General features: G+C 49.9%; 11 protein-coding genes. 2 read left to right on the plus strand and 9 right to left on the minus strand.

The features are described from left to right. Positions 1–3 precede the first annotated feature (3 nt). The 5 genes from R50912_RS23950 to R50912_RS23970 all read right to left on the minus strand — a co-directional run bounded on the left by R50912_RS23950 (position 4) and on the right by R50912_RS23970 (position 5,927). Entirely contained in the window at positions 4–1,197 is a 1,194-nt protein-coding gene (locus R50912_RS23950; RefSeq protein WP_042238434.1) for an ROK family transcriptional regulator, read from the minus strand. Between the two features lie 336 nt (positions 1,198–1,533). Continuing rightward, positions 1,534–2,145: a GNAT family N-acetyltransferase gene (locus R50912_RS23955; RefSeq protein ID WP_042238435.1), complete on the minus strand. Its 612-nt coding sequence runs from the start codon at positions 2,143–2,145 to the stop codon at positions 1,534–1,536. A gap of 22 nt (positions 2,146–2,167) precedes the next feature. Continuing rightward, positions 2,168–2,740: a TetR/AcrR family transcriptional regulator gene (locus R50912_RS23960; RefSeq protein ID WP_042238437.1), complete on the minus strand. Its 573-nt coding sequence runs from the start codon at positions 2,738–2,740 to the stop codon at positions 2,168–2,170. 181 nt (positions 2,741–2,921) lie between these two features. Then, complete coding sequence (locus R50912_RS23965; RefSeq protein ID WP_052416657.1) at positions 2,922–4,865, minus strand: alpha-L-arabinofuranosidase C-terminal domain-containing protein; 1,944 nt, start codon at positions 4,863–4,865, stop codon at positions 2,922–2,924. Positions 4,866–4,913: 48 nt separating this feature from the next. Then, the gene (locus tag R50912_RS23970) at positions 4,914–5,927 is read right to left on the minus strand and encodes a glycoside hydrolase family 5 protein (protein WP_042238438.1); all 1,014 of its coding nucleotides are present in this window, start codon (positions 5,925–5,927) and stop codon (positions 4,914–4,916) included. 188 nt (positions 5,928–6,115) lie between these two features. Between R50912_RS23970 and R50912_RS23975 the strand changes: the two genes are divergently transcribed. Continuing rightward, the gene (locus tag R50912_RS23975; RefSeq protein WP_042238439.1) at positions 6,116–6,898 is read left to right on the plus strand and encodes an AraC family transcriptional regulator; all 783 of its coding nucleotides are present in this window, start codon (positions 6,116–6,118) and stop codon (positions 6,896–6,898) included. Between the two features lie 63 nt (positions 6,899–6,961). On the opposite strand, the gene R50912_RS23980 is transcribed toward R50912_RS23975, so the two are convergent. Beyond that, positions 6,962–7,501 (minus strand): PadR family transcriptional regulator, encoded by a 540-nt coding sequence (locus R50912_RS23980; protein WP_042238440.1) that lies wholly within the window; start codon positions 7,499–7,501, stop codon positions 6,962–6,964. Positions 7,502–7,730: 229 nt separating this feature from the next. Here R50912_RS23980 and R50912_RS23985 point away from each other — a divergent pair, with 229 nt between their 5' ends. Next, a complete protein-coding gene (locus R50912_RS23985; protein WP_042238442.1) occupies positions 7,731–8,987 on the plus strand; it encodes an MFS transporter in 1,257 nt (418 codons plus the stop codon). A 382-nt stretch (positions 8,988–9,369) separates the two neighbouring features. On the opposite strand, the gene R50912_RS23990 is transcribed toward R50912_RS23985, so the two are convergent. The 3 genes from R50912_RS23990 to R50912_RS24000 all read right to left on the minus strand — a co-directional run bounded on the left by R50912_RS23990 (position 9,370) and on the right by R50912_RS24000 (position 13,000). Continuing rightward, on the minus strand, positions 9,370–10,215 hold the full coding sequence (locus R50912_RS23990; RefSeq protein ID WP_042238443.1) for a glycoside hydrolase family 130 protein: 846 nt from the start codon (positions 10,213–10,215) through the stop codon (positions 9,370–9,372). A gap of 348 nt (positions 10,216–10,563) precedes the next feature. Continuing rightward, complete coding sequence (locus tag R50912_RS23995; RefSeq protein ID WP_042238444.1) at positions 10,564–11,469, minus strand: ROK family protein; 906 nt, start codon at positions 11,467–11,469, stop codon at positions 10,564–10,566. Beyond that, positions 11,450–13,000, minus strand: a complete 1,551-nt coding sequence (locus tag R50912_RS24000) for a glycoside hydrolase family 32 protein (RefSeq protein ID WP_156123291.1) — start codon at positions 12,998–13,000, stop codon at positions 11,450–11,452. The genes R50912_RS23995 and R50912_RS24000 overlap by 20 nt, the downstream gene beginning before the upstream one ends. Positions 13,001–13,344: the final 344 nt, after the last annotated feature.

A 13,344-nucleotide genomic window follows, 5' to 3' on the forward strand; every position in this document is an offset into this window, starting at 1 on the left:
AGTTTATAAGCTTATGTTGTTTCTATTATCACGCATATGCCGGAACGCGGACTGGACTGCGACTTGAACGGCTCCAAGGACAACATCCTTGTCCCCGTGGCCGGAAGCAGACAACCGCGGCATGCGGTGAAGCCCGTCCAGCTTGACTTCCAGCCTGTGCAGCAGTACATCCCCGTGACTGCCAAGCCCGCCACCGAGAACAACAGTATCGGGAGCCATCACCGTGCAAATACTGCCAAGCGCCTCTGCAAGCAGACTGCAATAAGTCTCAATGATCATCAGAGCCAGAGACTGGCCTCTGCGTACTTCATCCAATATCCGCTCCGCCGTGACCCCGGGAGCGGTCAGCACATGTTCCGCGTCTCCGTGATGCTCCCTTACCAACCGTGCGGCCAACTTCAGGAATCCGTCTGCGGACAGCACATCCTCCAGTCTGCCTGCGCTCAGCATCAGGTTAGCCAATTCTCCTGCACCGCCGCCCAGGCCCCGGTATATCTCCCCATGGATAATGAGCCCGCCTCCGGTTCCCTCGCCGATGGAGAAGTACAGAAGAGAACCGCTTGCTGCCATACCGGATGAGGTATATTCCGCCAGGGCGGCAAGATTGACATCATTCTCCGTCACGACAGGCACAGGGAAGAGCTGCGCCAGATTAGCCAGCCTCAGAGCTGCTTCGATCCCCCGCAGCGGTGCAACAAGATCAGACACTCCACCGTCTGCCGGGTCCACAACGCCAGGAATCCCGAAAGCCGCTGACTGGATCTTCTCCCAGGAGAGCCCGGAGTCTGCAAGAAGCCCTTCGATACCCTGTACCAGAAAATCCTGAAATGCCTGCTCGGTCAAAGAGTCCTTCGGCATTGAGAGCTGCTTGTAATGGCAGATCTGTCCGCTCATATCTGCGAGCGCCATCCGCAGTCTGCTCCCCCCCAGCTCAGCTCCTATGATATAGAAGCATTTCGGGTTGAATTCAACCAGTATGGCTTTGCGGCCCTGGACGTTCCCGGCTCTGCCAGTCTCTCTGACCAGTCCACGTTCGAGCAGATGGGCAATAGCCGAAGATACAGTAGGCTTGCTTAAGCCGGTGTACCGGCTAAGATCCGCTCTTGATTGCGGTCCACCGGCGATCATCCGGTCCAGAATCAGAAATTCATTCAGATTGCGCATGACCTTGGGAGTCCCTGCAGTTTGAATTTTCATGATTCATCTCCGTTCTATATATAGTTAATTAAGTTTACTAACTTAATATACATAAATCTAGACGATTTATCCAGTCCCCGGCTTCCTTCCAATTCTGCTGTTCTGCCTGGATTCGTTCGTCCACACGAAGTGCAGGAGCACCCGCGCCCCTCTTGTACTAAGCAAATGGAAATATGTAGCTTAATTCTCCCATTTCCGAAGAGAATGGGCAAGCAAGTGGATAAACAGCACTTACAACCCGACTATAACTCCGCCCCTAACCTCCCGGCTTGCTATCATCATTTGCGGTAGAAACCAAAAATTCCCGATCCTCAAGCGGATCGGGAAGGCGGCGCACTAGTCCAGCAGCTTCTCCATATGCAGCACTTTGGCAAAGCCCGCTTTTGCCGTAAACAGCCGGGTATTCTGCACCTTGAAGGTTCGGAAGCCGAGCCGCTCATAGAGCTTCTTGGCTTGCGGATTGGTATCAACGACCTCCAGCAGCATCTTGCTGCGGTTCGCCTGACGGGTTATGGCAAAGGCCGCTTCCAGCAGCCGGGTTCCGATTCCCAGCCCTCTTGCCTCACTGGAGACGACAAGCGGATCAATATGAATGGAGTCCTTCGGAACGCCGCCATGAAACATACGATATAGACCGTAAGCTGCATAACGCCACGCACCGCCCGCTAAGCCAAACGAATGTCGTAGAGCCCCATAACCCAGTTTTGCGAAGAATCCTTCTCCTTTTTCCAGACCAATGAATCCAATTACCCTTCCCTCGCGTACCGCATACAGACCGTTGTCATAACGCAGGCTCCGGCACAGCACCTCCACGACTTGCTTCTCATTGCGGGTAAAAATCCACAGGGCATTGAACTTCAAGGCAAACGCCTGATAAAACAGTCTGGCAACCTCGCGTTTCTGCACTTCGTCCAGGCGGTTGACAATCTCTACGTCTAACATTGACATACAGCTTCCTCCTTAATGTGCTTCAGCTCCCGCTTCGTCCCGGGGCACCGAAGCCTTGAATGACGGTGGATACCAACAATTGCGGAGCATCATTCTTCGCAAGGTTGCCATTCTGGATCTCCTGCCAGGCGACGAACAGCAGATTATACATGACGGTGATCATCCAGTGGGCGGGCATCGCGGCATTCAGCAGACCGCGAGTCTGCCACCCTTCCACCGCTTCCCGCAGCGGTTGCTTGATGCGGGCTTCCTCGGCAAGAATATTAGGATTCTCGTCAACCGATGCCGCGAAACTTAGAAAAGACATCTTGCTGCCCAAAGGAATCAGCACCTCGAACACCTCCGTCAGGAAGCGGAGCATATCGCTGTCATCATTCATGATTCCTTCGAGCGCTTCATCCACCAGCCCGATGGCATTCAGCGCCAGTGCATCCAGCAGTAGCTCCCTTGTGGAGAAATAACGATGCAACGTGGCAATCCCGATTTGTGCATGATCTGCAATCTCCTGTAGCGTAGCCGTCGGCTTCAACGCCAGCAGCTCTGTTGCTGCGTCCAGAATAGCTTTTCGTTTATTGTCCTTAACACTGGGTTTCATGAACATAGACCTGCCTTTGCGGTGGATTAAGTGATATCTTTATGAATACAATGATATACTTATCTATCATTTATTATTATTTTATACTGGTGGGCAGCTGGTGTCAAATTGTTGATGTACATTAAAAACCCCCGTGAGGAAGCGTCATAACGCTTCCTCACGGGGGTTAGGTCAGGGGCTATTATGCCCTGCAATACATTTTCAGCACATGAAAGGACTTAGGCCCGATCTCATAGACCATGGAGCCCGCGGTCTCCAGCGGATAGGAATGCGGAGCGATGCTGCGGGGAGTCCCGATAGAGTTCACATCCTCCTCCTGCCCCTGCATGACATACGCCTCACCGAATCCGGTCAAGGGCATCCCGGTCTCCAGTTCCACAGTTACACTGCGCTCCAAGGTGTTCACCAGCTTCACGTAGATTACTTGCGCCTCTTCATCGTAAGAGACAGTGAACGGGATCTCTTCCTGCTCATTCACAGTCTGCAGTAGCTTCGTTCCCATTAGTGTACTGTACATCTGCTGCACATAATAGCTTGGCGTGCCATAGCTGTTCTCCCCATCGAACCAGATCATGTCAGGCGACCACTGGGCGTAGCCGAGTCTGGCGAACAACGGTGCATAGGAAGCAAGCACCACAATATCGGCGTTGCGCTCAAGGCCTGTCAGGAATGCGGCCTCTGCCAGCGCCGCTCCCCAGCTGTTGAAGTGCGGCGCATTCATCCCGTTGCCATAGTGACCCGCATATTCCCCGGCGAACACCTTGATGTCTCTCGGATACTGATCATAGAAATGTACATTGTCGCACAGCCATTCCGGCTTCACATAATAATGCTCATCGACAGCATAGACGAAATTAGGGTTAGCCTTGGCCCGCTTACGGTAATACTCCCACGCCCGGGTGTAGTGTTCCGAGCTGACATCCGGCCCTGCGGAGCCGATGAGCTGTACGGACGGGTACTGCGCATGAATCGCCTGCTCGAACAGGTCGTACCGGGTGAAGAAATCCGCATGCTCCGTCTCCCACTGTTCATTGCCTAGCCCAATCAGCTCCAGCCCGAACGGCGCAGGATGGCCCATCTGCAAGCGGAGAGCGCCCCACTGCGAATCCACCGGCCCATTGGCGAATTCCAGCAGATCCAGGGCATCCTGAATATACTCCTGAAAATCCTCATCATGCACGCCCACATGCTCAGTAGACTGGAACTGGCAGGCCAGCCCGACGTTCAGCACCGGAATCGGCCGCGCACCCAAGTATTCGCAGAGCAGAAAATACTCAAAGAACCCAATCCCCAGGCTCTGATTATAATGGCTATACTCGCTGGTGTAGTGATTCTCTTCATTGTTTCCATGCATCGCCCAGCGGCTGCTATTATTCCTGCGCTGCTCGGCGGCACCCACACTCTGCTTCCATTGGTACCGGTTATCCAGCGAATAGCCCTCTACAATACACCCTCCCGGAAACCGCAGGAAGCCGGGCTTCATCTCCTGCAGCAGTTCAACCAGATCCCGGCGGAATAAGCCCAGCACCGCATCGGAGGGAATCATGGATACGAAATCAAAGCATACCGTACCCGGAGTATCCAGCCGGATGACGAAATCCCCATAAGACACAGGTTCACTACAGCTAAGCTGCGCCGTATAGCGTGTCCATTCCCCTCTTACCGTTGAGGCAATGACAGCCTGTGCCATAACCGTGCTATTTTTCTCAACCGAAACTTCAATTCCGCCTGCATACCCCTCTGCTCTGGCATAGAAGGATACCTGATACTGAATCCCCGGCTTCAGAGAGACTCCATCATAGGCTTTATTGGTACAAGCATTCTGACGATCGGTGGCCGTAAACTCCAGATAATGGGGATTCACCTCATTCCGGGGATGCTCCGTTTGAATCTGCAGCGTTGCCCCGCTTGACTCTGCGGGATAAGCCGTCCAGCCATAGAGGCCGTCATAGCTCTCGCTGAAGCGCCCCTTGTCCCCCTTCGCTTCCATGAACTCGAAGGAACGGTTCTCGATCATCTCCGCATGCAGCCCGCCGTCCAGGCCGTAGTTGATATCTTCGAAGAAGAGGCCAATCATCCCCTTGTGAATAGATATTCCGGGTTTATCAGTAATTTGGATTCTCATCTATAGGACCTCGCTTAGAAAAAAGTAATTATACTTTCTATTAGCCATTTACAAATAAGAGATAATCTCCGTCGTAATGCTGCTGTCGTAACGGTCCGAGATGCCGAAGGACATGGATTTATAGGTCCACGCTGCCCGGCCGATATGATATTCTTCAAAAATAGCATGGACATCCTTATACCAGTTCACCACGCTAGGCGAGGGGGCATGTTCAATGACTCCGTATTCCCCGCAGTACAGATACACGTTACGCTCCATTGCAACGTCGATGGCCGTCTGGATCAGGCTGGTGATGTACTCAGGCCCCATCTGGCTGACGCCGTCTCCCTGAAGCCCCGATCCGAAAGCGCCGATGGCGGCCGAAGTGCTGCGGTACACCGCCAGTTCACCCGGATAATCCATGCTGCTCTCCGGCATCTGCTCCACCCATTCTGCACGCTGGTGAGTGAACAGGAACGGCTCATAGAAATGGAAGGTATATACGATATTGTCATCGTAGGGATGATCCAGTAGCTTAAGGGTATGTACGCTGTTCCATTGAATGCCGCCGACAATGATTTTGGTCTCCGGCGCATGCTGGCGAATCTCGGTAATCGTCCGGCGGGCCAGTGCATTCCAGCGGCTGCTGTCCTGCTCCACAATCTCATTCAGCAATTCAAAAGCCACAGTATCCTTATAAGCTGCGTAACGGATAGAGATCGCCTTCCACAAATTCAGGAACCGGAGCTGGAGCGCCGGATCGTCGAACAGAGAATTTGCGGCCACACTGTCGAAGGAGAACCCGGGCGTCTTATGCAAATCAATAATGAGATTCAGCCCGTTGGCAGCGCACCAGCGAATACAATTGTCAATATGCTTGAATCCTGCATAGGCCTCAGCGTTCGAGGACTCTTCAATGACTTCATAATCCACCGGCAGCCGGACATGGTCCAGGCCCCAGGAGGCAATCGTTTCGATATCCTTTTCCGTAATGAAGGTGTCATAATGTGCCTGCTGGTACGGACACTGGGACAGCCAGCCTCCGAGATTAACCCCTCTTGAATAACCGATCCATTCATTCATAACCTATCATCCTTTCCGGCTTCCGCCTTCATCATTTGCTTCCGGTGCTGCTTCTATTAAGCATAGATAAACCCCGCTGGCAGTACAATTACACATCGTGCGTATATACTAACTTATTGTGCAATCCTTCTTTACAAGCCGGCCTGCCGGCTTCTACAATAGACCTATCTGCTGCACTGGAGGCTCATATGAATATACAGAATATCGGCTACAACCATAGCCATGACGCGGATTTCATCATCAACCGGCCCCAAGGGTCCGGAGACTACATGCTGCTGCTGCTGAAGACCCCGGCAATCTTCACCTTCGCAGGGGTGAACCAGGTAACAGAACCGGGTTCTTTCATTCTGTACAGTGACTACACCCCTCAGTTCTACCGGGCTTACGGGCCGCAGTTCACCAATGACTGGTTCCATTTCCGGCTGGACAAGCCGGGCGACGCTGCACTGCTGGACAGGCTGGCTATTCCCAAGAATGAGGTGATCCCGGTTGGCGATTTGAATGAGCTGTCGATCATCATTAACAATTTGTGCTATGAGGCTTATTCCTTGAGCCCGCATAAGGAGGAGACGATGGAATTATATCTGCAATTATTCTTCATCAAGCTCAGCAACCGAATTCACTCCGCCCAGAAGGAAGTCGGCAATACACATTACAACAAGATGTCCCTAATCCGCACCAAAATCTATAATCAGCCGTTCCTGAACTGGACGATTGAAGGACTATCCCATGAGCTGACCATGAGCCGATCGTGTTTTCAGCATTTGTATAAGGACTTCTTCGGGGTGAGCCCGATGGCGGACGTCATTGCCAGCCGGATAGAACATGCGAAATACCTGCTTACCGCTACCGATATCTCTATCAAAAAAATTGCAGAAATGAGCGGCTACGCAAGCGAGATCCACTTCATGCGGCAGTTCAAGCAACAGCTGGGGTTGACTCCGACCCAGTACAGGGCGCACCAAAAATAACCCCACAACGTGGGGCATTGCTTGGTTACATTATTTCGCATCCAGAGATTCGGACAATGCCGACTAAAACAAATCACTTAATAAGTCCTGCTTTATCTTCTCTAAAAATTGTAATTGTACTTCGCACTGTTTATACATATTTTCAAAAATTAATAGCACATTATTCGAAATTTCGGAATACTTTTCCTTTTCTTTTTGCCCCGCTTTCATTTCATCATAAATATTTTGGATCGCCTGTTGCTGAACCTCCACTGCTCCTATGATGTCTTCTTTCGGTGCTTCATCCATGAATGTAAGAACTGTATACAAAGCAGTTGGAAAAACAACGGAAGCTTTCTTAAATGAGCTAATCAACATCCTGTCAAATTCAAATTTCCCCTTAGATGTGATCGAATAAATGGCCTTTGAGCGGTTCCCCGTTTGCTCAAGCCTTTCCAAACAAACTAATCCATCTTTGTCAAGCTTCCTCAGAGCATGGTAAATAGATGCAGGTTGCACGTATGCCCATTTATCTGTTTTCGCAGATATCATCTTTTGTTGAATTTCATAGCCAGACATCGGACCAAATTTTAATAATAGTCCAAGAACCATTTCATTTGTCATAATCTTCACTCCCATTCAGACAGTAAATTTATAGTATTTAAATTATAATACTTATTGATACTGTTTAATACAACATTTGAACTTATCATCTGTAAAGATAATTCATTACAAATTTGCATCTCCCTTTACACAGTAAGAGTTAGTTGTTATAATCCATTCAGAAAGCACATACTAAATATTTAGTATTAAATATTTAGTATCCTAATCACTAAAACTCAAGGAGGGTCTAATGAACACGATTACCAAGTCAAAACAAAAAGCAGCTCTGTTAGTTGTCGGGATAGCCATTTTTTTGGATATGTTGATTTATGGACTTGTGGTACCTATTCTCCCTAAATATGCCAGCTCTCTGGGGGCATCCCAAACTGAGATCGGATTGCTTTTTGGTAGCTACGCAATCGCATTGTTTATAGCAACACCTATATTTGGCGCTTTATCGGACCGAATTGGCCGACGTGCCCCTATGCTTTGGGGATTACTTGGATTGGCTGCAGCTACACTATTGTTTGCATTTGCAGAAGAATATTGGATGCTGATAGTAGCAAGAACCTTGCAAGGGCTTGCCGCAGCCGTGACCTGGACATCGGGATTAGCCATACTTGCTGATCTTTACCCTTCCAAAGAACGCGGCAAAGCCATGGGACTTGCATTGTCAGGACAGGCCGCTGGAATCCTTCTTGGGCCAACTATAGGCGGTTGGATGTACCAGTTAGGCGGTTACAAACTTCCTTTCCTGTTTGCAGCAGCTCTGGCTATAGCCGACGGAATGCTTAGGATCTTTCTGTTACGTGATCTACCGGAGAAAAAGTCCGGTGCGTTTCTCTCATCTTTCGGCTTACTTCGAAATCGAAGTCTTTTGCTAATTAGTGGTGTTGTTATTATTGGTGCGGCTATTCCTAGTGTATTGGAACCAACCCTCCCACTGCATTTGCAAGAGAAATTCAACGCCGAGCCTGGTTTTATCGGAATGTTATTCGCTATTCCTACATTATCTTACGGGCTCGCCACCCCTTGGATCGGTAAGTTATCCAGCAAAATAGGATATAAGAAAGCAGTACTAATTGGACTTGTAGTGGTTGCGATAAGTTTGCCGCTCTCAGCTCTGCCCAACTCCATGTGGATGCAGGCAGCTTCTTTAGTCCTACTAGGCCTCAGTATGGGCATGGTCCTTGCACCTTGTCTTCCCGCACTTGCGGACATTTCGGAGAAAAGTGGTCTTCCTTCTTACGGGATCACCTTTGCCATCTATAACACAGCTTATTCGTTCGGAATGATTTTAGGGCCCGTGAGCAGCAGCATTCTGACCGATGCCATAGGGCTCAAACTTTCATATCTCTCTATTGGTTGTGTTGCACTTCTTTATATGTTTATCATGCTTCCAAGTGTCCGAAGAACTGAAGCTACTCGGTTAACCAGCAATGTTCAACATGACCAATCAGGTTGTTACAACGCCAGAGCTAGAACGAAGGGTCGAAGATCACTTTAGTATCGTCCCCTTATTCATCTTCCGGTTAATCCCGCTCATATCCATCTGTTTGTCGAACCCCCGCAGCAGTACGGCCTGCAGACGGTTTCTGAACGCAGGAACCCCTTGGTTGGCGAGTGCGGCGGCATAGAAGGATGCATGCTGATCCAGGTACTGGAACGTGTAGAGCAGAGCGCCCTCCGTAGGAAAAAGCAGGGATAGAATATTTCTGTACCATCCGATTACTTCACCTTATTAAAAAGGACAAAACCGCACCTTGGTAAAGGTAGCTGCTTTGTCCTTTTTGAATGAAGTTTACTTTTGAAATAAATCGTCTTAGTTTTTTATATGTGAATAGAAAGTCATCAATCTCAAGCAACGTGCTGATCTTTGAATAAAGAACTCACTCCCCCAAACAAAGCTTGATTAGATCGTCCACATGGGCGGTAGCCAGGCATACCACCGTGTCGGCGGCTCCGTAATAGATTTCCACTTCACCGTCCTTCTCCAGCACCATACCGCCGGGGAAAATGACGTCATTGCGGAAGCCCCCTTCCATCTCGTAGGGCGCTTCAGGCGCAAGCAGCGGCGATGCGCTCATGCCAAGGATTTTCTTCGGATTGTCAAGATCAAGCAGCATAATGCCGGCAGTATAACGCTTCTTCCAAGATGGCTCCCAGCTGTTTTTCCCTCTTGCAGGATCGATATCCACCGCATGGAACGTAGTGAGCCACCCCATGTCCGTCTTCACGGGCGGTGCGGCAGGGCCGATCTTGTCATTGGCAAACGGCACCTGCTCCACCGCCAGCAGCAGCTCGGAACGGCCCCAATAGATCAGATCCGGCGACTCCGAGATCCAGGCGTCGAACGGGTCCCTTCCTCCTCGGCTGTAGACGGTGAACGGCCGTTCCAGCCGGACATAGTTGCCGTGAATCCGCTCCGGGAACAGCACCATATTGCGCAAGTCCGGCGTCGACAAGCTCAAGATTTCAAAGGATTCGTCGCGCAGCTTGAAGACCGGCTTCGGCCCCGCCGTCCAGTGAATGCCGTCATCACTGAAGGCGATGCTGAGATCCGTTGTATGAGACGGCTCGAGGGTCTGCTTTTCCAGCGAGCCGTAGTCGTTGCGGAATACCATGACGTAGCGGCCGCCCAACTTGGCGACGCCCGCGTTGAAGACAAGCGCGGCGGAATACGGCACGCGGGCCGCATCCAGCACAGGATTGAATATCCAAGGTAGTCGTCCCAATCTCCAGTTCCAATCCCAATATTACATACCTAGATTTCATCAAAAACATCAAATTTCTTCTTTACATAATCTCTTGTCGCCAATTGGGTGTGAATGCATGTTGGAGAGGAGTTCCATTCTCCGGCATCCAGAGCAGCCGTTCATTGACCTACCTTGTCAAACCTTGCAGGCCTAAGCGTCACTTCCTGAGAGGTTATAATCCTAGATTCCTACAATGCTGTCCTGTGAAAACAACGTGCGCACTACTATCTGTGCACACGTTGTTTGAAATGACCTTTGATAATGGAATTCTAATTATTGCTTGGTTTGATCGAATGTACTGACTTTGGGATTGAGCCTTTAAAGACTCTAAACTCCCGATAATTTTTGTACCGTTGTGTGTGATCCTAACGCTCTTATCCCAAGTGCTAAGGCCCCACACAAGCCGGCATTATCGCCGAGCATAGGTGCGACAATGTAATGTTCGATCTCCGATACAATAGGCTTGGCACTCACGTATCCATTGAGAATGCTGCCTACCTGCTCTCGGATTATCGGGAATAACTGGACTTGCTTCATCACGCCCCCGCCTAGAATGACTTTCTTAGGGGATAACGTCAGGATGACATTCGATATGGCCTGCGCGATGTAGAACGCCTCCATCTCCCATGCCGGGTGGTCTTCCGGCAGTGTATCGCCCTTAGCCTTCCACCTTGCTTCCAGCGCCGGGCCGGCGGCCATTCCTTCCAGACAATCACCATGATAGGGACAATTGCCGCCAAAATCATCGTTCGGATGCCGCCTTGTGAGGATATGTCCACCCTCTGGATGAACAAGTCCATGTACCAGGTTACCTTCGGTATATACGCCGACTCCTACGCCAGTCCCGATCGTATAGTAGACACAGCTATTCAATCCTTGTGCTGCACCCCATGTGGCTTCGCCCAGCGCGGCAGCATTAACGTCCGTATCCCAACCGACTGGAACATCGAAGACCGATTTCAGCGTACCCACGAAATTATATCCGGACCAGCCAGATTTTGGCGTTGTCGTCACATAACCGTAAGTCGGACTGGAGGGTTCGAGGTCGACCGGACCAAACGATCCGATCCCTATACTATCGACTCTCTTATCCCGGAAGTAGGCGATGACATTCTCCATCGTCTCTTCAGGTCGACGCGTTGGAAAGTGAATCCGATCCTCAATCTCCCCTAATTCATTCCCGACACCACAGACAAACTTTGTTCCGCCTGCTTCAATTGCCCCGATACGCATGAGCTACCTCCTTGACCTCATCTCTCCATATGCTTCCCAGCTCATTGATCTGGAGCGATACCAGCTTTACGTTTCCGCCTACCGCGTAGAGCTCAAGTCCGTTGCTTTCGGAAGCGGGGAAAATCATGTCCGAGATGACCGCTGTACCCTCACCACCGAACACTTCTATTGAAGACCAATCCATGAAGATGGACATGCGTATACGGTTATTCACAGGCGGCAGCGGTGCCTGGTGCTTAGCTGCGAAGTCCGGATGGAAATTCGTAGTGCCTGATTTCGTGCGATCGACAAACAACTCCATCTTTAGGGTATCGTACCCGACCACCGTTTCTTCATCTGCAGACTTTCTAACCTTCATTCCGAACTCCGTTGCGGTTCCAATTTCGAATTCCGCGATCAATTCCGCTTTATTAATGGTGATGTCGGCCAGCGGATTCGTATCCGGAACCAAGGTCACATCCTCCAGAGCCATAAGCGGTGAACCTATCCTTCTCAATTCTTCAACCGGTTCTTGCACCAGACGAAGGCCTTCCCGATAGGTTCTCAACTTCAACTCTCGTGGAATGGATGCATTTCCCCGCCACTTGTCAGTCGGAAGCGTCCCGGCATACCGCCAGTTGTTCATCCAGCCGATCCAGAGCTTACGTCCGTCTCCTTCCGGTATATCGCTCCAGGTGACGGCTGCATAGAAATCGGACCCGAAATCAATCCATTTCACATCATGAATCGAAAGAATAGGCTCATCCAGTGTAAATGTCTTACCATTGAAGCTGCCGACGAAGTACATCATACCGGAGCCTCCTGCCGGTGGTTCAGGCTCACTCGGGTTCACTCCATTACAATCGCCCACACTTAGAATGAGCACCCACTTCTTCTGATTTGGATCACCATCGACATTCATCGAGAATAGATCCGGACATTCATAAACGCCACGATGCGTTCCGATGACATCGGCGCCAAATGCACTAGCAAATGCCCATTCCTTCAAATTTGGAGAGGTGTAGAATTCCACACGGTCTTGAACTGCCAGAGTCATAATCCAACTAGATGTATCCTCATGCCAGAATACCTTCGGATCGCGGAAATCAAGCGTCGTCTCCGGAAACAAGACCGGGTTCCCTTCATATTTCGTCCAAGTCCGTCCCTTGTCTCTGCTGTAGGCGATGCTTTGAACCTGCGGCTTACCTGGTTGCACCTTGTTGTCGTTATTCGTATAGATTGCCACAAGCCCTGACCCATCCTCATCAAAAAAACCACTTGTGTTATGTGTATCGACGACCGCGCTTCCAGAGAAAATCGCACCGTCCTCACCTGGCGGCAAGGAAGGTTCAAGCTCCTCCCAATGGACCAGATCGGAGCTTACCGCATGCCCCCAATGCATTCTCCCGAAATCGGGTTGGCTTGCGAACGGAGTGTGCTGATAAAAGAGGTGGTACTCATTCTCGTAATAAACCATTCCGTTCGGATCGTTCATCCAGTTTTTTTGTGGCGAATAATGATACTGCGGACGGAACTTCTCTGTATAATTCATGTTTCTCCCACTCCTCCCCATAATACTCATTTGCAAAACATAAATGTGATTTTGGATACTTCTCTCGCGAAAGTAAGTGCTTCCATAAGTCACTGTCAACGGCTTAGCAAATTCAATTTACAACATCACGATTCCTTCGTCAAGACTTTTTATGACTATAAAAGTAAACATATGAACACAACAAAAACACCATTTCATTTCAACAACGTAAAATTCATTGGTTTTTATGCTTAAAACAACGAAATATTAGTTTTTTATTATGAAAAAGCCATAACGAGGTGAATGCACACCGTCCATTTTTATTGTGCATTTGTTTACTTTTGAACAAAATGTAAACCTTATTA

It is taken from the genome of Paenibacillus sp. FSL R5-0912 (genome assembly GCF_000758605.1).
In the GTDB taxonomy this organism is placed as follows: Bacteria; Bacillota; Bacilli; order Paenibacillales; family Paenibacillaceae; genus Paenibacillus_AQ.